Genomic DNA, 19,115 nt, shown 5'->3' on the forward strand with positions numbered 1-19,115 from the left:
ACTGTGCCCTAGCGCTGCGGCTGTGTTTGGACGTCGATCACTTCCTGGATATCGACTGGTACGCCATCACGCACCTTTTGCAATCCGGCCACCAGCACATTGTCGCCGGCTTTCAGATCGCCAGTTACGTGCACCCAGCCTTGTTCGCGGACTCCAATCTGCACCTGTCGACGCTCTGCCCGGCCATCTTTCACAATATAGATATACTGATCCTGCCCCGAAGGAGCCAAGGCGGTTTCAGGCACCATCAAGGCCTGATAGCGAGACAGCTCCAGGCGTACGCGGCTGAACAAACCAGGGCGCAAGACACCATCTTCATTGGGCACCTGCGCGCGTAATAAAATCGAACGGCCTGCCGTATCCACTGCCGGGCTGACCGCCAGAACCGAACCCTGGCGGGTTTGGCCCTGGAACGCATCAAAGCGCAGCTCGACCGGCATGCCAGCCTTCACATCGGCCAGATATTGTTCAGGGATACGAAAGTCCACGTTCAAGGTAGAAACCGCTTCCAACTGCACCAGATCCGTGCCGGGTCCAACATAGTCACCCACCGACACATTGCGCAAGCCGGTGACACCATCGAACGGCGCACGGATACGGGTCTTGTCCAGATGCACGCGCGCCAATTGCACTTCGGCTTGCTGGACGGCCAAACGACTGCCCGACTCATCTTTTGCCTGCTGACTAATAAAGCCCTGACGGCTCAGCTCCGAAGAGCGCTTGTGCTGGCTATTCGCCAGATTCAAATTTGCCTGTGCCTGATTTAACTGCGCCTGCGCCATGGCCGGGTCCAGCTGAATCAGTACCTGCCCTTTCTTGATGGGCTGGCCCTCTTCAAAACTGATGGCTGAAATACGACCACTGATCTCGGGGCGCAACATGACGGACTCTCTGGCAACCAGGGTCCCGACCGCCGCCACATCACGAATCAATTCAGTTTGCCGCACTGGCAGCACTTCCACCCGCGTGGCGTCAGACTGCGCCCAACTGGGCGTACTACTGGCAAACAGTACGATGAACAAAGAAAAAATCGTGAGGCGCAGCGTGAGAATCATGGGCGGCTTATCCTGACCGGCCAGGCCGGTAAAGCTATCTGACAAAATATGACGGGTGGCTAATAGTACTATCAGCGGGTTCGACCTTCGCCCGGGCCTTTATAACTGCCTGGCTATTTCCACCCCTTCATTGGCCAATTGGTCCGCCCGCTCATTACCGGGGTCGCCTGCGTGACCACGCACCCATAACCAGGTCAACTCGTGCTTGGCCGCCTGTTGCTCCAGTTCCTGCCACAGATCGGCATTTTTGACGGGTTTTTTATCCGCAGTACGCCAGCCACGCGCTTTCCAGCCGGGCAGCCATTCATTCATCCCTTTTTGTACGTATTGCGAATCAGTGTGGACTCGCACCTGACAAGGGCGCTTCAAGGCCTTGAGTGCCTCGATCACCGCCATCAGTTCCATACGATTATTGGTGGTATCCGCCTCGCCGCCACAAATGGCTTTTTCTCGGCCGCCATGACGCAGCAACGCCCCCCAACCACCCAAACCCGGATTGCCCTTGCAGGCGCCATCGGTCCAAATATCAACAACATCTGTCATGTCTTGCTTATTCCTTCATCGGCAGCGCGTCCTGCTACCACCATAGGCCGACGCACACGCCGACGGTTTTTCTTCCACTTAGGCCCAACCAGGCGCAAGGCAGGCGTGCGTTTGACCGCACTAATCATATAGACGGCGCCCGCAAAGCTCCACCAGCGCGCTCCGCTTTGCTCTATCCAGGACCAGCGATCCAGCCATGCCTGCTGACGACACAACGGTGCATAACAGCCCATCTGCGTGCTTTGCACATCAAAGGACAAGAGCTTTAACCAGTCGCGCAAACGCGAGGGGGACATCACATCTCCCGGCAAGGTCGGCGTGCCCCGCTCCAGCCCTGGAATCCAGTCATGGGCACCCCATAAGCTCAAGGGATTAAAGCCCGTCAGAAGAATGCGCCCTTCCGGCACCAGCACGCGTTCAGCCTCTCGCAACACCTGATGCGGGTCACTGGCGCTCTCGAGCGTATGGGGCAGAATTAAAAGATCAATGCTTTGCGTATCAAAAGGCAGATGCTCGGGCTCGGCATACACCAGGTTTTGCTGCTGGGCAGGCAAGACGCCGGACTGAGCCGTACATACCTTGCAAGAGATGCGGCTTTGCGCCAAGAGGTCCCAATGCGGCAATCCAATTTGTATGGCATGATACCCGAAGGTGTTGACCACCTCCGCATCGATTCCGGCTTGTTCCCAAGCCCGCACATATCGCCCCGGTACGGTTTCCAACCACTGGGCAAATTGATCATTCAAAGTCTGCTCCACTGGCGCTTTCTCCCTCTACCATGATGAATGCATTTACCTGGCCTGTGCCAAGCGATGTTCGCCTGATTCCACTACCTGCCCTGAACGACAACTATATATGGGCGCTAAGTCGAAACGGTCACGCCCTGGTGGTGGACCCCGCCCAGGCCGCTCCGGTTCTGGATTGGCTGGAGCGCGAGTCCTTACAACTGGATGCCATTTTACTGACACACCACCATGGTGACCATGTTGGTGGTGTCAAAGATATCCTGGCTAAGCATCCGGCCCGCGTGTGGGGCCCGGCCCATGAGCCTCTACCCGCCTGTGATGTCCGAGTCGGCCAGTCCGACAAGGTCGAATTACCTACTCTGGAACTGACGCTGCACGTCCTGGACATCCCCGGCCATACCGCCGGACACGTTGCGTACTTTGGTCAAAATGAGGTAAAACAGCCCTTTGTTTTCTGTGGTGATACCTTGTTTGCTGCTGGTTGCGGACGTCTCTTTGAAGGCACCCCGGCACAAATGACGGATTCCCTGGGCAAGTTGGCGAAACTGCCATCGGACACCCTGATCTGCTGTGCGCACGAGTACACCTTATCCAATTTACGTTGGGCTCTACAGGTAGAGCCGGACAATCCCCAACTGCACCAACGTTGGGAACAGGATACCCTCAAACGTCAGCAAAACTTGCCTACGGTGCCCTCCACCTTGAAAACAGAATTGGCTACCAATCCCTTTCTGCGTTGCGAGACGACTGCTGTTATTCAGGCTGCCGAGCACTATGGCGCCCAATCCCTGAATAATCCTGTCGAGGTATTTGCCAGCCTGCGCGACTGGAAAAACAATTTCTAAAGATTCCGCAATGAACCTAATGAGACTTTTTGCGCTGCTATGCGCTTTCGTGCTGGCAGGCTGCGCCACAGGCCCCAAGGTCAGCCCCCAGAAAGCCGCCAAGACCTCCACCAGCATTGCCGCCGATACGTCTCGCACCATTGATCTGACCCACCCACCCAAAGACGCGTGGGACCGGATGCGCCGGGGTTTCTCCATCCCCAACCTGCATACCGATCTGGTTGATTACTGGACCAATTACTACGCGTCGCACCCCGAATCCATCCGTACCATGAGCCAGCGCGCCTCGCGCTATCTGTACCACATCATGGACGAGCTCGATGCGCGCGGCCTGCCCTCCGAACTGGCCTTGCTGCCTTTTGTAGAAAGTGCCTATAACCCGGGAGCCTATTCCCGCGCCCATGCAGCGGGCCTGTGGCAATTCATCCCCAGCACCGGAACGCAGTACAAGCTGGAGCAGAACTGGTGGGTAGACCAGCGACGCGACCCAGTCGAATCCACCCGCGCTGCCTTGGACTACCTGTCTTACCTGTACGAATTCCAGGGCGACTGGTATTTGGCTCTGGCTTCCTACAATTGGGGGGAAGGCTCCGTGCGCCGCGCCATGGAACGCAACGAACAGGCTGATTTGGGCGTTGACTACTTATCCCTGAAAATGCCGGACGAAACGCGCAATTACGTCCCCAAACTGCAAGCGATCAAGAATATTGTGGCCAACCCGGAGCGTTACGGCATTACCCTGCCCCCGGTCAGCAACACCCCGTATTTCACTGCTGTGCGCAAGAACAAGGACATTGACGTTGCCCTGGCTGCCGAGCTGGCCGAAATCTCTGTGGACGAATTCAAAGCCTTGAATGCCGCCCACAATCGCCCCACCATCCCGGCAGATCGCGGCACCTTGCTGTTGCCTGCCAACAAGGTTGATATTTTCAATGCCAATCTGGCAGCCTATCAGGGCAAGCTCAGCAACTGGAAGGCCTACCAGTCCAAGCGCGGTGAAAGCTACCTATCCATTGCTCAGCGCCACGGCATTACCGTGTCGCAACTGCGCTCCATCAATGGTTTAAGCCGCAAGAGCACCAAAGCCGTTGCCCAGACGCTGCTGGTGCCCAGCACCACCCTGGGTGAAGGCAGCCTGCAACTGGCCTCCCTGACCAACACACCGGCCGCGCCGGTCGCGCAAAGCACACGCCGGGCGCGTACGCAAACGGCCAGCGTCAACCGCAAAAACGATACCGTTGTTTTGCGTCGTGGCGCCAACGTGCGTACCCATACCGTTCGACGAGGCGATACACTCTACGCCTTGGCCAAACGGTACGACACGTCGGTGGCTGAACTGCGACGCTTGAACAATATCAAAGGCAGCACTCTTTCCAGGGGTACACGTTTGCGTGTTCCCGGTTCCAATATTCGTGGCTAAGTCCACCCACTAATTACATAAAGGATTTTCAGCATGGGTTTCCTGCAAGGAAAACGCATCCTGGTCACAGGCGTCCTCTCGAATCGCTCTATTGCTTACGGGATTGCGCAAGCATGTCGCCAACAAGGTGCTGATATTGCCCTGACTTATGTGGGCGAGCGTTTTAAAGAACGTGTTGAAGGCTTTGCTCAAGAACTGGGCACGGATATCGTCCTGCCCTGTGACGTGTCCGAAGACGATCAGATCGAACAAGCCATGGCTTCGCTGGGCGAGCGCTGGGATGGTCTGGACGGCCTGGTTCACTCCATCGGCTTTGCGCCTCGTGAAGCCATTGCAGGCAACTTCCTGGAAGGCCTGTCGCGCGAATCGTTCCGTGTTGCTCACGACATTTCCGCCTACAGTTTCCCCGCGCTGGCCAAGGCTGCTCTGCCTTTGCTCAAAGGCCGCAAGAGCTCGGTGCTGACCCTGACTTACCTGGGCGCTGAAAAAGCCATCCCCAACTACAACACCATGGGCGTGGCCAAAGCCGCCTTGGAAGCCTCCGTGCGCTACCTGGCTGTAGCGCTGGGCGAATACGGCATTCGTGCCAACGCCATCTCGGCCGGTCCCATCAAAACCCTGGCTGCCAGCGGCATCAAGGATTTCTCCACGATCCTGAAATTCGTCGAGACGCACGCTCCCTTGCAGCGCAACGTCACTATCGAAGAAGTGGGCAATGTGGCCTCCTTCCTGATGTCCGAATTGGCCAGCGGTATCACAGGCGAGATCACGCACGTTGACGCCGGCTTTAACTGCATCGTTCCGGGTATGCAGGAATAAGGCTTCACGCCTTGGTAGCAATAAAAATAGCGGCTAAGGCCGCTATTTTTATTGCTTACGTACTTTTGCAGACCCTACGCAGCTTGCTGTGTGTCGCTGGGAGTAGAACCCAGACACCGCCAAACCCAACAGGACAGACAAAAAATCCTCTGAAGCGCTCAGGATTCAATCGCCCTGCCCCCCTTCTTGCACAAAATCGCTACGCAAAATGCCATGCCGTTGCAGCTTGTCGTAAAAGGTTTTGCGCGGAATACGCAGATCCTGCAAGGTCGCCTTGATATCGCCACGATGACGCGCCAGAGCCTGACGTATCTGTTGGGACTCGAATTGCTCCACACGGGCAGGCAAACTCAAATCCTCGCTTTCCAATTCCTTGATCTGCGGATGCTGCACACCCAGCACTTCACGTTGGGCAAAGTGTGCCAATTCGCGCACATTTCCCGGCCAGTGATGAGACTGCATATAGGCCAGGCTACGCGCATCGGGCATCTTCTGAGGCATGCCGTACTTCTTGGCGGCCAGCGCCGCAAAATGGGCGAACAGCATGGGGATATCCTCCTTGCGCTCCCGTAAGGGTGGCAGGCGCAAGGTGACCACATTTAGCCGGTAATACAAATCGGCGCGGAAGTTCGCGCGCTGAGCGGGGTCGGACAAATCCACCTTACTGGCGGCCACGACGCGGATATCTACCGGGTGCTCTTCGTTGGAGCCCAGGGGAGTGACACAACGCGTTTCCAACACGCGCAGCAAGCGCACCTGCGCAATCATGGGCATGCTTTCGATTTCATCCAGAAACAGTGTGCCCTGATGCGCATGTTCGACACTGCCCACACGTTTGCGCTGCGCGCCGGTGAACGCCCCGGCTTCGTGACCGAACAGCTCGCTTTCAATAATGGTTTCGGGCAAGGCACCACAGTTCAGCGCCACAAAATGATGCTGTGCTCGGGCGCTCCAGCGGTGCAGCAACATGGCCACGACTTCCTTGCCTGTACCGGTTTCCCCTTCCACCAGCACGTCCACATCGGACTGAGCCAAATGCCGCAAAGTGGTTCGCAAATTGACCATGACCTCTGAATTCCCCAAGAGCGCCGGGCCTTGGCCGTCCTCGTCCAACTCCTGGCGCAAGGCACGGTTTTGCAAAACCAGGCTGCGCTGCATGGCGGCATGGCGTATGACCGTCAGCAAGCGTTCGGCTTGGTAAGGCTTGGCCAGAAAATCAAAGGCGCCATCGCGCATGGCTTGCACGGCCATATCAATATCCCCGTGGCCGGTAATCAGCACGACGGGCTGCTCGGGATCGCGAGCATGCAAAGCCTGCATCAGCGCCAACCCATCCATACCCGGCATGCGAATATCCGTTACCACCACGCCGGGATAGTCCTTGGGCAGGCGGCTCAGGGCCTCCTGCCCGCTGGCACAGGCCACCACCTTCAGACCCGCCAGTTCCAGACTTTGCACGACCGCAGCACGCAGATCCGCATCATCATCGACAAATGCGACTTCCATTCTTATCTCTCTCCCTGGTCCAGCTTGCTATCGGCATTGCGCAGCACGATATGAAATGTGGCTCCCCCCAGGCGCGAAGGCCCCTCTTCCAAACGGCCACCCAGGGCCGCAACAATATCGTGCGCGATCACCAGCCCCAAGCCCAGGCCTTGCCGACGGCTGGAACTAAAGGGGGTAAACAGACGCTGGCGGATGTCCGGACTCAGGCCGGGGCCGTTGTCGGAAACCACAATGCGCACATGCTGCTGCTCGCTCATAACTTCAATACGAATGCGCCCCTGACGGCTCCCTTCCAGAGCATCGAGCGCATTACGCAATAAATTCACCAGAACCTGTTCTAAGCGTACGGGCAGAGCCCAGACACGGACAGATTCGTTCACACCTTCCAGCTCCAGGTCTACCCCTTGGGCCCGTGCCCGGTGCTCCAGCAATTGCCAGGCACTGTCCACGGCCGAGCGCACCTGTACCGGACCTTCCTGCTCTTGCGGCTTGCGGGCGTAATGACACAGCTGAGAGGTGATACTGCCTATGCGCTGAGTCAGCGTCTGGATGCGGGACAGGTTTTGACGCGCTGTTTCCGTCTGGCCCTGCTCCAGCAAACGCAAGGTGTTGTCGGCGTAGACCTCAATTGCCGCCACGGGCTGATTGATCTCATGGGCGACCCCGGCGGTCACCTGCCCCAGAAAGGACAATTTCTCAGCCTGCTCCAATTGTTCACGCAGATCGCGGGCACGCGAGCGCGCCTCTTGCAGGGCCTGCATCTCCTGCTCCAGGCGACGACGTGCCACCTGCAACTGGGCCGTGCGAGACTCCACCGCTTCTTCCAGGGCATCACGAAGTAACTCCTGGCGTGCCTGAGCTTCGCGTCGCTGTTGATTGCGTTGCAGCGCCAGTGCCGCCAGAACCAGCGCCGCGCATAACAGCCCCATCACCATCAAACGAGATTGAACCGCCTGCGTTTGCAAGGCGGCATCCATCGGTGCCATCGCGTGCAAGGTCCAATCGCTGCCCACCACCGGCTGTTGCACATGCAAAAAGCGTTCCTGCCCCAGTTTCCAGAAAGAGGCCCGTTCGCCGGAATCCGACATGCTCAAACCCACCGGCCTCAACGGCTCATCACCAAACTGCTGGCTAGCCCGAAGCTTGGCCAAGTGCTCGGCCGAGGTTTGATCCAGGCTATGCAAACGCCAGCCCGGTTCACCACTTAACAAGATCACACCGTTTGGATCGCTGACAAACATGCGATCCCCATAACCTTCCCATTCTTTTTCCAGCAGATCGAACACCAGCTTGATCACAACGACGCCAACGGCTTCGCCGTCCTGGCCCGGCACCATGCGGGAGATATACAAACCCGCCTTGCCGCTGGAGGTCCCCAAGGCGAAGTATTCAGCGTGCCCCTGCTCCAAGGCTTTGGTGAAGTAAGGCCGAAAGCCGTAATGATTCCCCACAAAGCTGTCGGGCGCCTGCCAGTTACTGGACACCAACGTCTGCGAGTGCGTATCCAGCAAGTACAGAACGGGAGCACCCGTATCTTCAGCCAACTGCTCGAACTTGCGGTTCAACGCCTGGGCATCTCCATAAGCAGGATTGCCCATCAGATATTGGCGCAGGGCCTCGTCCTGGGCCAGGGCAAAGGACAAAGTACGGAACTTATCGCGAATCGTCCTGATCCAGCCCGCGTTCCCGCGCATCAAGGAATCCAGCCGCTGTTCGCTTTGTGTCAGCAGGCGGGCCGTACCCAAATCGGCCGAACGCCAGAAGGCAAACAGTCCCAGCACCACGGCCAAGCTCAACAACAGCAACCATTCAAGCCTGAAGCGCCGCCGCATGCCCGAAGAAACTGGATTGGAATTCATGAAATTTGTGCGAAATATCGCCAAAAAAAATAATGATTGTGCGGATTTTCGCACACATTAGCAGCAAGCGGGCAAATCTCCTGCCTGCAAGCCGCTTGCTTGCTGACTTCCCCGCTAAGCACAGATTGGCACGGATGTTGCTTTAGTCATGAGCTTATGGGCCGGAACAAGGATTCCGGCGAGCGTAAACCGCCTGCCTACACACAATTCCAAGCAGGCCTGCCGCCGACTGCCAGGTCGGCAACATCAAGTCACGGAGACGACATCATGATGGATATAAGCACAGGAGACCGTCCGGTACCGCAGATCATCAAAATCAAGTGGTATCGGATTTTGTACGTGCAGGTCATCATCGCCATCACTATCGGGATTTTGCTGGGCCATTTCTACCCCTCGCTGGGCGAGAGCATGAAGCCCTTGGGCGATGCCTTCATCAAGCTGGTCAAGATGATTATTGCGCCCGTTATTTTCCTGACGGTGGCCACCGGCATTGCCGCCATGACAGATTTGCAAAAAGTCGGTCGTGTGGTGGGCAAGGCCATGATTTATTTTCTGACCTTCTCCACGCTGGCCCTGATTGTAGGCTTGGTGGTCAGCAATATCGTGCAGCCCGGCAGTGGCATGCACATTGATCCCAGCACCCTGGACCCCAGCTCCATTCAGGGCTACGTGCAGCAAGCCCACGACAGCACATTGACGGGCTTTTTGATGAACATCATCCCGGCCACCCTGATCAGCCCCTTTACCGGCGGCGACATCTTGCAGGTGCTGTTTGTGGCGATCTTGTTCGGTATTGCCTTGGCGGCGGTAGGCGATCACGGCAAACCCGTGCTGAAACTGCTGCAAGCCTTGATGACACCCATTTTCAAACTGGTGTCCATCCTGATGAAAGCCGCCCCCATCGGCGCCTTCGGGGCCATCTCCTTCACCATTGGCAAGTACGGCATTGAATCCGTTTCCAGCCTGGCGCTGCTAGTGGTGACCTTCTACGTCACCTCCGTGCTCTTTGTGCTGATCATTCTGGGCGCGGTTGCCCGCTACAACGGCTTTTCCATTACCAAGCTGATTCGCTACATCCGCGAAGAATTGCTGCTGGTGCTGGGCACCAGTTCCTCGGAAGCAGCGTTGCCCACCTTGATGCAGAAGATGGAGCGCGCCGGGTGTGCCAAGTCGGTTGTGGGCCTGGTTGTCCCTACCGGCTACTCCTTCAATCTGGACGGCACCAACATCTATATGACCATGGCGGCCCTGTTTATCGCCCAGGCATGTGATATTCCACTAAGCTTGCAGCAGCAGATTCTGCTCTTGCTGGTTGCCATGCTCAGCTCCAAAGGAGCAGCCGGTGTAACCGGGGCCGGTTTCATTACCCTGGCAGCCACCCTGTCCGTGGTGCCTGCGGTACCGATTGCCGGTATGACCCTGATCCTGGGCATTGACCGCTTCATGTCCGAATGCCGTGCGCTGACCAATCTGGTGGGCAATGCCGTTGCCACCATTGTGGTTGCCCGTTGGGAAGGCGAGCTGGATACCGATCAGCTCAACAGCGCCATGAATGGCGAACTGCCTCCGCTGGATACCAGTGTCACCTTGCATCAACATGGTGAAGTGGGGATTCCCGCACACGAGGCCAGCGAGCCACGCGCTACTGCTACGGCCTGATCCGGGCACATTAATAAAAAAGGCCGGTTTTCAATTGAAAACCGGCCTTTCTTGTTTGTCCACTCTTAAAAACGGCTTCCTGCTGACTGTTCTGACAGGCTCATTCTTGCCTGCTTTAGCCGTTTCACGTCGCTTTCCCTGCCCTTTCATCGTCACTGGGCGTCTAGCTCTGAATCATTGAACGCAACCATCGATGACTCGATCAGCCATCCAGTCAATCGCCATCACATGCTCAAGCCAGCACTGAACGGGCTGATGAAGTGCATGGTCAGACAGCAGGAAAACGCACCACCTCACTTTCTGGCGTCCAGGCAGGATACTTATCCATAATGCTCAGGAACAAGGGGCTGGACTGAAAGTTCAATAACCAGGTCGAGAGTGCCGTCCAAGGCTGCGCATCAAACCAGGCCCTGTCCACTTGTGCGAATTGCCGCACAAAAGGCGCAATCGCCACATCTGCCAGACAAGGGCGCGGCCCCATCAGGTAAGCCTGCTGCCCAATGCGGGCATTCAGGTCCATCAGCCATTCACTGGCCTGCCCCCGATGCAGGACCGAGAAACTGGCAGCATCCGTAAATTGCTCGTCCTCGGTGTGGCGATCCGGGTATTTATAACAATCCAGGTGCCGTTTGAATGGACCATCATTGACCGCAATCAGAGCCAACATTTGCTGGGCATCGCCCTGCTCAGGCTGCAAATACTGTTTGGGATCGTGAGTGCTCAAAGCCCAACGCATAATGTCCAGGCTTTCATCAATGACCTTACCATCGGGCAAGACCAGCACGGGGACGGTGGCTTTGGGAGAGGCCAGACGCAGGGCCTCGGGTTTGTCACGCAGTACAACTTCGCGCAACTGGCAGCTAACGCCGCTGGCTGCAATGGCCAAGCGTGCCCGCATGGCATAGGGGCAACGGCGAAAGGAATACAAAATGGGCAGATCAGATAAGGACATGCTCGATACCATTAGAAAGCCGTGCTGCGGGCACGGACTTAACACGCTAGCGTTCATGCAAAGCGCCCTTCTTCAGCAGAAGGGCGGACTATAAACGACGCAGCGTCAGAATCAAGCTGGTAGAGGTAACACAGCTGCCCGATCAGGGCTAGGCGTCCTTGCCTTGCTGAGCCAGCAGGCGTTGCTCTTCGGCCTTGCGACGGGCGGCTTCGCGGCGCTCGGTCAGCTCGTCCATGCTGACGCCGATGTGACGCTCTTCACGCTCGCGCGCCAGGGCCACTTGCTTTTGGCGCTCACGAAAACGCTCGACCTGCTCGGGAGAGCTATGGCCATGGCAGTAAGGGCAACTGACGCCCTCCTCGAACTGGGGCGAGGCTTTTTCTGCTTCGTTGATGGGCATGCGGCAGGCACGGCAGAAATCGTAATCGCCGGGTTCCAGACCGTGACGTACCGAGACGCGCTCATCGAACACGAAGCAGTCACCGTCCCACAGGCTTTCTGCGGCTGGAATGTCTTCCAGATATTTCAGAATGCCGCCTTGCAGGTGATAAACCTGATCAAAGCCTTGCGAGCGCATGAAGGCCGTGGATTTTTCACAGCGGATGCCGCCCGTACAGAACATGGCCACGCGAGGTTTGCCATGCAAAACCCCCCCTTCCTTGGACTGCTCGGCTACCCACTGCGGAAACTCGGTAAAGCTTTGGGTCTTGGGGTTGATGGCGCGGTTAAAGGTGCCAATGCCCACTTCGTAATCGTTACGCGTATCCACCACCACTACATCCGGATCGCTGATCAGGGCATTCCAGTCCTCGGGGGCAACATACTCGCCCACCATTTCGGCGGTTTTCAGATCTGGCACACCCAAGGTGACAATCTCTTTTTTCAGCTTCACCTTGAGGCGGTAAAACGGTGCCTTGTCGGCATAGGATTCTTTATGCACCAGGCCAGCAATGCGTGGATCGGAGTTCAGATACGCCAAGACGGCACGGATACCCTCCTGAGGGCCGGCAATAGTGCCGTTAATCCCTTCGCGCGCCAGCAACAGCGTGCCTTTGACCTCGTGCTGCTCACAAAAAGCAAACAAGGGGTCGCGCATTTGGGCGAAATCGGGCAATTCCACGAACTTATATAAAGCCGCGATCAGGTAGGTAGACATAGGTAAACGAATTCTCTGGATAGAAGCGGTGGCGTAGCCCGCAGGCGCAAGGATAACGTAGGCCGTCGTACACTATACGCGACTGATACCCCTTGGACCTTTGACGCCTGTCAAAAAAAACGGGGCACGCCGGGGATTCAACTTTAAAATCATAACGCTAAAGCCGTCAGGCCGCATCTGGCCCCGGTATCTGTTTTACTTTGCACGAGAGCTATGGATTCCGTAACACAAGCAGTCCTCGGTGCCAGCATCTGCGGCTCCCTACTGGGGCGGCAGTATGGCCGCAAGGCGGTCCTATCCGGTGCCATCATCGCCACCCTGCCTGATCTGGATGTCTTCATTCAATATGGCGACCCCATTACCGCGATGGTCAGCCATCGCGGTTTCTCGCACTCGTTATTCGTGCTGAGCGCGGCAGCCATACTGGTCACTATTTTGTGGCGACTGCTGTTTCCACAAGCACGCGCCAGCGCCGGGCGGCTGGGACTGGCAATCTGGCTGGCCTTGATTACCCATCCTCTGCTCGATGCCTTTACCAGTTACGGAACACAGCTGCTGTGGCCATTGGCCGCCACACCGGCAACCTGGTCCAGCGTCTTCATTATTGACCCGCTCTACACCCTTGCCTTGTTCATTGCCACAGTCATAGGCCTGATACGCGGCCCAGTGCCTGCCACGGTGCGGGCCTGCACCTGGGCCTTGCTCTTGAGTAGCCTGTATCTGGCTGCCTCAGTCGGCGCCAAGTTCTGGGCCGAGCAGCAGGCAACAGAGCAACTCAAACAACAGCAGGTAGACATTGAGCGGGTGTATTCAGCCGCTCAACCCATGAACATCCTGCTCTGGCGTGTACTGGTACGCGATACGCAAGACCGGGAATGCGAAGTCGTTGTGGGCTTGCTGGATCGCCTGCGTGCCCCCAAAGGCCATCAGTACGAATCCCTGTGCCTGCCCGTCCACAGCGACTACACCCTGTTGTTCCCACCCTTGAAGCAGTTGGAGCAACTGCGCTGGTTCTCTGACAATTGGCTGCGCTATGACATCATCGATGACCTGCTGGTGGTCAGCGATATACGCATGAGCATGGGCCCTGGCCAATATAGTTTTCGCTTTGTCGTCGCTGAACGCATTGCCAACGATACCTGGCTGCCGGTGATTCCATATCGCTGGGCCAGTGGCCACGATATCGCGTTGCTCAAACCCGTTTTGCGCCGTATCTGGGAGCCGGTCCCGCCGCTGCCATTACAAGAATGGGCCAAACGCATTGATGCCGGCGTCCCTATTCCACGCGCCCAAGCGGATTTTCCATAAGCCAGATGCCTAGACTGAGCCCGGCACCCACGCTGGGGACGGTCAAAAAAAACCCCCAAGCCTTTTCAGGGCCTGGGGGTTTACATTTACCCACTACGGTCACTACACAATGACACTCGGTGCTCTGTCAAACCCGAGGATCAAAAACCTTACTTGATCATCCCTTCAACTCGCTGGCGCAAGGCCGGGTCCTGTTGAATAGCCAGACTGATCCCGTTGTAATCGGCCAGATCCATACCATTGGCAGTCACCACACCCACCAAACGCTGGTCGGCCTCCTGCACGATGGATTGGCGCTCTGCATCACTTTTGGCCGCATCCAGACGCGGCTGATATTCCGAAGCGGTCTGGGCTACCTTCTTGTAGGTGCGCGCATATTGCTCCAGTTGAGAATCCGTAGGTTTAACGATCTGGGTAGCCGCAGGGGCTGCCGAGTTGGCCGGAGCCGCATTGCCCTGGGCCATCGCAAAAGGGCTGTACATGCCAAATGCGACTGCGGTAGCAGCAAGAAAAGCTTTAATTGAGGGCTGCATGGATAGAACCTCCTGAACAGAGTCAATGAACACTCATCATGACAAGTGCGGCGGCCGCTTACAAGTTTCGCTATGTAGTTTCGTGTATCTGCATGCCACCTGTCCCGTTACAGTTTTCAGTCGCGCGAGTAAGGACGCCCGTCAAAGTCCACGGTAACTAAATTGCCATCCATCTGGCCCATGCCGGGTGAATTGACAGGCATGCCAGGCGCGGCAACTCCACGCACACTGCCATCGTTCATCATGCGTTTGACGACCTTGGCGGGCACATGGCCTTCAATCAGTTGGCCCGTCTCCTCAATCATCGCTGTATGGCAAGACGCCAGGTCCTCCGGGACTTTAAAAAGCCGCTTCACGTCTTGAATCTTCACGACCTTGACCTCTTTGACCTCAAAGCCCTCATCGCGCATGTGCTGTGCCCACCCCCCACAACAACCACAGTTCGGATCCTGGTACATCGTAATAGCGGGACCCTGTGCCAATGCCACGGAACTAAAGACCATCAAACTGGCCGTCAACAATAAAGGTTTAATCACAATTACATTCCTGTTTTGCAGCGCCACGGCGCTCTGGTTGACACTCTGATGCACTTGGCTAAGACTAGGCACTCGCAAAAAAGTTTAACAAAACACACTAATCCTTCCCGATCCGCTATGAGTCTTGATTCCGTCAAACAGTTCTTTAACGAACACGCTGCCGATCTGCAGGTGATTGAAACCACCGAAAGCACCGCCACCGTGGTGCTGGCCGCGCAAGTGCACCAAGTCGAACCTGGGCAGATTGCCAAAACACTGAGTCTGAAAGCAGGCGATAAAGTGGTCTTGCTGGTCGCTCGCGGTGATGCCCGCCTGGACAACAAGAAGCTGCGCAATGCCTTTGGTACGCGTGTGAAAATGCTGGACCTGGAAAGCACCGAAGCCTTGACGGGCCACCCGGTCGGCGGGGTCTGCCCCTTTGGTCTGGCCACCCCGCTGGAGATCTACTGCGACCTGTCCTTGCAGGACTACGACACAGTGCTGCCTGCAGCAGGTTCTATTAATTCTGCGGTACGCATCACCCCACAACGCCTGGCCGAGCTGACCAGCGCACAATGGATTGATGTGACCCAGCCACCTGTCATGCTTGAACAGGCATCCTGAGGGGGCAAGCCCCTGGGCAGGACCTAGACTTATGCAGGTCGGTTGGCATAGCCGGAGATAAACTCCTTGGCCTGCCCGGTCTGCGGGTCAAACACATGGCGGCGAACCTTACCGATATCGGCGCCATAAACGTGAATGCTGATGGACACCTGGTCGTCATACACATTGGAGACCTCGTGTATATCGCCCACCGTGGGTGACACCACTTCCACCACGCCCGGCTCCAGAATCTGTGTCTCTTCTTCTGTCATATGGCCGGTATCAGGATCACGGTCAAAAGGCCGGGAACGTTCGGCGCCACGCAACATGCCAATCAAGCCCCACACCGTATGGTCGTGAATGGGCGTTTTCTGGCCGGGGCCCCACACAAAGCTGACCACGGAAAAGCGTTCCTGCGGACAGCAATACAGCAAGTACTGCTGATAGAACTGCGGATGGGGCTGGGTGTACTCCGGGGCCAGCCAGTCGTCCTGGGCCACCAGCTCGCCCAGCAAAACGCGGCCATCACGCAAGATATCCGCCTCGCCCACCGCAGGGCGGGCCGTCAGTTCATTCATCCCTTGGATAAAGCGCTCAAAACGGGGGTGCATACGGGGATGTCTCCATCGTTGACTGGGCCTTGCGGCCCAATGCGTGAATCAATTCTTATTTGTTCAGATACACCGGGGCGCGTTTTTCTTTGAACGCGTTCATCCCTTCCTTGGCATCATAACTATCCTCGATCGCTTTCAGGTGTCGCATGGTACGCGCCATTTGCTCAGACGGACCACGCGTGAGCACCTCATTATTGATAAAGCGCTTCAAGGTTTGCAGCACGCGCGGCGACATCTTGGCCAGATCCTGCGCCATGCGCACCGCCGCCTGGACGTGCTCCCCGACCGGCACCACCTCATTGGCAAAGCCCAGATCGTAGGCACGACGGGCTTCCAGAGTGCGACACAACAAGATCACTTCCATGGCAGCGTGATGGGGAATGCGCGAGGCCAGCCCGGAAATGATGCCCCCCGTAAAGCCCAGCTTGGCTTCAGGGTAAGAAAACTTGGCACTCTCGGAAGCTACCAGCAAGTCCGTCATCATGGCCATCACCAAGGCCCCACCCACGCACCAGCCACTGACGGCCGCAATAATGGGCTTGTCGGTTTCAAAGCCTACCGTGGGAATAGCACGCCACAATTCGGGCCACTCATTGACGTCAGCACCGGCTGAAAAGGCATCGTTACCTGCCCCGGTCAGCACGGCTACGCGGCGTGTGGGATCTTCATCAAAGGCCAGAAAAGCCTGCTGTAATTCCTTGACCACGGTGGCGCTCAAGGCATTGCGGCGATCAGGTCGATTGATCGTAAAGATGGAAACACCGTCATCGTGGTTTTCTACAAGAATGCACTGATAATCCGACATGGTTGACTCCTCCTGGGTATTTTTCAAAGAATAAGTATTGGTTTTATGTGCCTATGGACAGGCGGGCATCGACAGCATGACAACGGGTGGCCGCCACGATCAATGGGTTGATATCCAGTTCAAACACGGTATCGCGCAAGTCGTGGGCCAGAAAGCTGACACGCACAATCGCATCGAGCACACCGGCCCGATCCAGCATGCGCCCCCGGTACCCCTTCAACAATTTGTCGATCATCAAGGTGGACAAGAGCCGGTCCGCATCAGCCAAGGTTAGCGGTGCGGCCGCAATGACCCGGTCTGACAACATTTCCACCAGAATGCCGCCCGCACCAAACACCACCACCGGGCCAAACTGCGCATCCTGGCGCGCGCCGATCAGCAATTCCACATCGCCCTTGGCCATGGCCTGCACCAAAACACCTTCCAGACGGGCATCCGCTTTATAGGCTTTGGCATTCGCGTAGAGCCGGGCAAAATCACGTCGCAAGCTGGCCTCGTCGGCCACATCCAGCGCCACCCCGCCCGCTTCGGTTTTATGGACGATGTCGGGAGAGACGATCTTCATCACCACCGGATAGCCCATCTGCTCCGCTTGCGCCACGGCCTGCTCCACGTCCTCGCATACCTGACCCAGATTCACCGGCAAACCGTAATGCGCCAGCAAACGCTTGGACTGGTCTTCATTAAGGACACCACGCGGCATCACGGTAGGAGCCTGGCAAGCGCTGGGGCGCAAAGCCGCCTGACGCGACACAAACTGCCCATGACGTTTCCAGGCCGACAAGGCCAAGGCCGCCTCCAGACTGGAGCTGGCATACGCATGGCCGTGCTGGGCCAGCTTCTGCCGCAAAGGCTCGGACGTTGCACCGGCATCAAAGGCCACCATGACGGGCTTGGCCCAATGCGGTTCGGGATGGATGATTTTTTCAATCAGAGCCGCCATCCACTCCTGCGGACACATGGAGGCCGTAATCAATACCGCATCGCTTTGCTGATCCTGCATCAAGGCATCCAAGGTGGCGCGGGCTACCTCGGTGGAGTCCTGAGTCAGACGCGCTCCCAAATCCACCGGGTTATCCGCCTGCCCGGCCGGGTAGTGGGCGGCCAAAGCATGCTTGGTAGAAGCAGAAAAGTTGGACAGCTCCACGCCGTGGTCTGCCAAGGCATCGGCAGCCAAGGCCCCTCCACCACCTGACGGTGTCACAATCGCGACCTTGGAAATCTTGTTGCTGGTAAAGCGCACCATGCTGTTTGCCAACAAAAGCATGGCTCCCATATCGTCCATCAGGCTGATGCCTTCATCGCGGCAGACACTGGCAAACACATCATGGTCCCCCGCTACGCTGGCGGTATGCGAAAAGGCGGCTGCCTTGCCCGCACTGGAGCGCCCGGCCTTAACGGCCAGCCAGGGCTTGCCTGCGGCTTGAGCCCGGCGAGCCGTACGACGCAAAGCCTGGGTATCTTTAATGCCCTCTATATAGGTACAGATCACCTGCGTCTGGGGATCATCAATCAGGAAATCCACAAAGTCGCACAGGTCCAGGTCCGCCTGATTGCCCACCGAGAAGCCATAGGTAAAGCCGCCGCCCATCGCCCATGCCCGATCAAAATACGTGGTCATCAAGGCACCGCTTTGGCTGACAAAACCAATAGGCCGCTCCGGCAGACTGTCTCTGTCCAGCACCGGCGAAGAACACAGCACCAGATTGCGGCTGGGGCTGATCATGCCCAAACAGTTAGGGCCGATCAGGCGCATGCCCGAGTCACGACAGATACGCAGCAAGGCTTGCTCACGCTCCAGCCCTCGCTCGCCTGCATCGGCAAAGCCTGCAGAGATCACCAGCAGACCGCGCACCCCCATTTGGGCCGCAATCTGTGCCTGCTCCAAAACGGTATCGGCTCCCACCGTAAACACGGCCAGATCCGGAGCACTGTCCAGCGCAGCCAGACCGGGCACAGCAGGCAAACCAAACAGACTGCTGCGGCTGGGATTGATGGGTAGGACCTTGCCGCCATAACCGTGCTTGAGCAACATGCGAAACAGTCGCCCACCAAACTTGGACTGATCCTCCGAGGCGCCGACCAAGGCTATGGATGCCGGGTCCAGCAACGCGTCCAGTGTGCTGACGCAAGTGACGGTCTCCATCCCATGTTTCTCCTGTTGGGGGTTCTGTAAG

At 57.3% G+C, this 19,115-nt stretch carries 18 protein-coding genes; 6 read left to right on the plus strand and 12 right to left on the minus strand.

What is annotated here, in order from left to right; all coding sequences use genetic code 11:
• Window positions 1-8 precede the first annotated feature (8 nt).
• The 3 genes from LNA76_RS13305 to LNA76_RS13315 form a co-directional block, all read right to left on the minus strand.
• On the minus strand, window positions 9-1,055 hold the full coding sequence (locus tag LNA76_RS13305; protein WP_230019245.1) for an efflux RND transporter periplasmic adaptor subunit: 1,047 nt from the start codon (window positions 1,053-1,055) through the stop codon (window positions 9-11).
• 99 nt (window positions 1,056-1,154) lie between these two features.
• Complete coding sequence (gene rnhA, locus LNA76_RS13310) at window positions 1,155-1,598, minus strand: ribonuclease HI (RefSeq protein WP_042486244.1); 444 nt, start codon at window positions 1,596-1,598, stop codon at window positions 1,155-1,157.
• Window positions 1,595-2,356, minus strand: a complete 762-nt coding sequence (locus LNA76_RS13315) for a class I SAM-dependent methyltransferase (protein ID WP_094197655.1) — start codon at window positions 2,354-2,356, stop codon at window positions 1,595-1,597. Before LNA76_RS13315 ends, rnhA begins: the two co-directional genes overlap by 4 nt.
• 23 nt (window positions 2,357-2,379) lie before the next feature.
• Here LNA76_RS13315 and gloB point away from each other — a divergent pair, with 23 nt between their 5' ends.
• The 3 genes from gloB to fabI are packed head-to-tail and all read left to right on the plus strand — an operon-like array spanning window position 2,380 to window position 5,428.
• Window positions 2,380-3,189 (plus strand): hydroxyacylglutathione hydrolase, encoded by an 810-nt coding sequence (gene gloB, locus LNA76_RS13320; protein ID WP_442778988.1) that lies wholly within the window; start codon window positions 2,380-2,382, stop codon window positions 3,187-3,189.
• 10 nt (window positions 3,190-3,199) lie between these two features.
• Complete coding sequence (locus LNA76_RS13325; protein ID WP_199827837.1) at window positions 3,200-4,609, plus strand: transglycosylase SLT domain-containing protein; 1,410 nt, start codon at window positions 3,200-3,202, stop codon at window positions 4,607-4,609.
• Window positions 4,610-4,642: 33 nt separating this feature from the next.
• Entirely contained in the window at window positions 4,643-5,428 is a 786-nt protein-coding gene (gene fabI / locus LNA76_RS13330) for an enoyl-ACP reductase FabI (RefSeq protein ID WP_108728595.1), read from the plus strand.
• Window positions 5,429-5,593: 165 nt separating this feature from the next.
• Here fabI and LNA76_RS13335 read toward each other — a convergent pair whose 3' ends face one another.
• Both LNA76_RS13335 and LNA76_RS13340 read right to left on the minus strand, forming a co-directional pair.
• The gene (locus tag LNA76_RS13335; RefSeq protein WP_230019247.1) at window positions 5,594-6,934 is read right to left on the minus strand and encodes a sigma-54-dependent transcriptional regulator; all 1,341 of its coding nucleotides are present in this window, start codon (window positions 6,932-6,934) and stop codon (window positions 5,594-5,596) included.
• A 2-nt stretch (window positions 6,935-6,936) separates the two neighbouring features.
• Window positions 6,937-8,793: a sensor histidine kinase gene (locus LNA76_RS13340; RefSeq protein WP_230019248.1), complete on the minus strand. Its 1,857-nt coding sequence runs from the start codon at window positions 8,791-8,793 to the stop codon at window positions 6,937-6,939.
• A gap of 267 nt (window positions 8,794-9,060) precedes the next feature.
• Here LNA76_RS13340 and LNA76_RS13345 point away from each other — a divergent pair, with 267 nt between their 5' ends.
• A complete protein-coding gene (locus LNA76_RS13345; RefSeq protein WP_230019249.1) occupies window positions 9,061-10,452 on the plus strand; it encodes a dicarboxylate/amino acid:cation symporter in 1,392 nt (463 codons plus the stop codon).
• A 268-nt stretch (window positions 10,453-10,720) separates the two neighbouring features.
• Here LNA76_RS13345 and LNA76_RS13350 read toward each other — a convergent pair whose 3' ends face one another.
• Window positions 10,721-11,404 carry a glutathione S-transferase gene (locus LNA76_RS13350; protein ID WP_230019250.1) on the minus strand — a complete coding sequence of 228 codons (684 nt, stop codon included), beginning with the start codon at window positions 11,402-11,404 and terminating at the stop codon, window positions 10,721-10,723.
• A 148-nt stretch (window positions 11,405-11,552) separates the two neighbouring features.
• The gene (gene trhO / locus LNA76_RS13355; protein WP_094198427.1) at window positions 11,553-12,560 is read right to left on the minus strand and encodes an oxygen-dependent tRNA uridine(34) hydroxylase TrhO; all 1,008 of its coding nucleotides are present in this window, start codon (window positions 12,558-12,560) and stop codon (window positions 11,553-11,555) included.
• Window positions 12,561-12,773: 213 nt separating this feature from the next.
• On the opposite strand from trhO, the gene LNA76_RS13360 reads away from it, so the two are divergent.
• On the plus strand, window positions 12,774-13,868 hold the full coding sequence (locus LNA76_RS13360; RefSeq protein ID WP_230019251.1) for a metal-dependent hydrolase: 1,095 nt from the start codon (window positions 12,774-12,776) through the stop codon (window positions 13,866-13,868).
• A gap of 149 nt (window positions 13,869-14,017) precedes the next feature.
• On the opposite strand, the gene LNA76_RS13365 is transcribed toward LNA76_RS13360, so the two are convergent.
• Window positions 14,018-14,401 (minus strand): DUF4168 domain-containing protein, encoded by a 384-nt coding sequence (locus tag LNA76_RS13365; RefSeq protein WP_230019252.1) that lies wholly within the window; start codon window positions 14,399-14,401, stop codon window positions 14,018-14,020.
• Window positions 14,402-14,517: 116 nt separating this feature from the next.
• Window positions 14,518-14,937, minus strand: coding sequence for a DUF411 domain-containing protein (locus tag LNA76_RS13370; RefSeq protein ID WP_108728589.1), 420 nt, complete (start codon window positions 14,935-14,937; stop codon window positions 14,518-14,520).
• A 117-nt stretch (window positions 14,938-15,054) separates the two neighbouring features.
• On the opposite strand from LNA76_RS13370, the gene LNA76_RS13375 reads away from it, so the two are divergent.
• The gene (locus tag LNA76_RS13375) at window positions 15,055-15,540 is read left to right on the plus strand and encodes a YbaK/EbsC family protein (RefSeq protein WP_094197665.1); all 486 of its coding nucleotides are present in this window, start codon (window positions 15,055-15,057) and stop codon (window positions 15,538-15,540) included.
• Between the two features lie 29 nt (window positions 15,541-15,569).
• Here LNA76_RS13375 and LNA76_RS13380 read toward each other — a convergent pair whose 3' ends face one another.
• From LNA76_RS13380 to LNA76_RS13390, 3 genes are read right to left on the minus strand one after another with little or no spacing between them, the layout of a single operon-like run.
• A complete protein-coding gene (locus tag LNA76_RS13380) occupies window positions 15,570-16,130 on the minus strand; it encodes a cysteine dioxygenase (RefSeq protein ID WP_230019253.1) in 561 nt (186 codons plus the stop codon).
• A 55-nt stretch (window positions 16,131-16,185) separates the two neighbouring features.
• Window positions 16,186-16,938: an enoyl-CoA hydratase/isomerase family protein gene (locus tag LNA76_RS13385; protein ID WP_094197667.1), complete on the minus strand. Its 753-nt coding sequence runs from the start codon at window positions 16,936-16,938 to the stop codon at window positions 16,186-16,188.
• A gap of 43 nt (window positions 16,939-16,981) precedes the next feature.
• Window positions 16,982-19,084, minus strand: a complete 2,103-nt coding sequence (locus LNA76_RS13390) for an acetate--CoA ligase family protein (RefSeq protein ID WP_230019254.1) — start codon at window positions 19,082-19,084, stop codon at window positions 16,982-16,984.
• Window positions 19,085-19,115: the final 31 nt, after the last annotated feature.

Source organism: Alcaligenes sp. MMA (assembly GCF_020907215.1).
Taxonomy (GTDB): domain Bacteria; phylum Pseudomonadota; class Gammaproteobacteria; order Burkholderiales; family Burkholderiaceae_B; genus Alcaligenes; species Alcaligenes aquatilis.

What these genes read in the sequence shown, in the direction of transcription:
- LNA76_RS13375 (WP_094197665.1), top strand. Translation starts at nt 15,055, where the DNA reads ATGAGTCTTGATTCCGTCAAACAGTTCTTTAACGAACACGCTGCCGAT.
- LNA76_RS13385 (WP_094197667.1), bottom strand. Translation starts at nt 16,938, where the DNA reads ATGTCGGATTATCAGTGCATTCTTGTAGAAAACCACGATGACGGTGTT.
- LNA76_RS13365 (WP_230019252.1), bottom strand. Translation starts at nt 14,401, where the DNA reads ATGCAGCCCTCAATTAAAGCTTTTCTTGCTGCTACCGCAGTCGCATTT.
- LNA76_RS13360 (WP_230019251.1), top strand. Translation starts at nt 12,774, where the DNA reads ATGGATTCCGTAACACAAGCAGTCCTCGGTGCCAGCATCTGCGGCTCC.
- rnhA (WP_042486244.1), bottom strand. Translation starts at nt 1,598, where the DNA reads ATGACAGATGTTGTTGATATTTGGACCGATGGCGCCTGCAAGGGCAAT.
- gloB (WP_442778988.1), top strand. Translation starts at nt 2,380, where the DNA reads ATGAATGCATTTACCTGGCCTGTGCCAAGCGATGTTCGCCTGATTCCA.
- LNA76_RS13390 (WP_230019254.1), bottom strand. Translation starts at nt 19,084, where the DNA reads ATGGAGACCGTCACTTGCGTCAGCACACTGGACGCGTTGCTGGACCCG.
- LNA76_RS13380 (WP_230019253.1), bottom strand. Translation starts at nt 16,130, where the DNA reads ATGCACCCCCGTTTTGAGCGCTTTATCCAAGGGATGAATGAACTGACG.
- LNA76_RS13345 (WP_230019249.1), top strand. Translation starts at nt 9,061, where the DNA reads ATGATGGATATAAGCACAGGAGACCGTCCGGTACCGCAGATCATCAAA.
- LNA76_RS13350 (WP_230019250.1), bottom strand. Translation starts at nt 11,404, where the DNA reads ATGTCCTTATCTGATCTGCCCATTTTGTATTCCTTTCGCCGTTGCCCC.
- LNA76_RS13305 (WP_230019245.1), bottom strand. Translation starts at nt 1,055, where the DNA reads ATGATTCTCACGCTGCGCCTCACGATTTTTTCTTTGTTCATCGTACTG.
- fabI (WP_108728595.1), top strand. Translation starts at nt 4,643, where the DNA reads ATGGGTTTCCTGCAAGGAAAACGCATCCTGGTCACAGGCGTCCTCTCG.
- LNA76_RS13340 (WP_230019248.1), bottom strand. Translation starts at nt 8,793, where the DNA reads ATGAATTCCAATCCAGTTTCTTCGGGCATGCGGCGGCGCTTCAGGCTT.
- LNA76_RS13335 (WP_230019247.1), bottom strand. Translation starts at nt 6,934, where the DNA reads ATGGAAGTCGCATTTGTCGATGATGATGCGGATCTGCGTGCTGCGGTC.
- trhO (WP_094198427.1), bottom strand. Translation starts at nt 12,560, where the DNA reads ATGTCTACCTACCTGATCGCGGCTTTATATAAGTTCGTGGAATTGCCC.
- LNA76_RS13325 (WP_199827837.1), top strand. Translation starts at nt 3,200, where the DNA reads ATGAACCTAATGAGACTTTTTGCGCTGCTATGCGCTTTCGTGCTGGCA.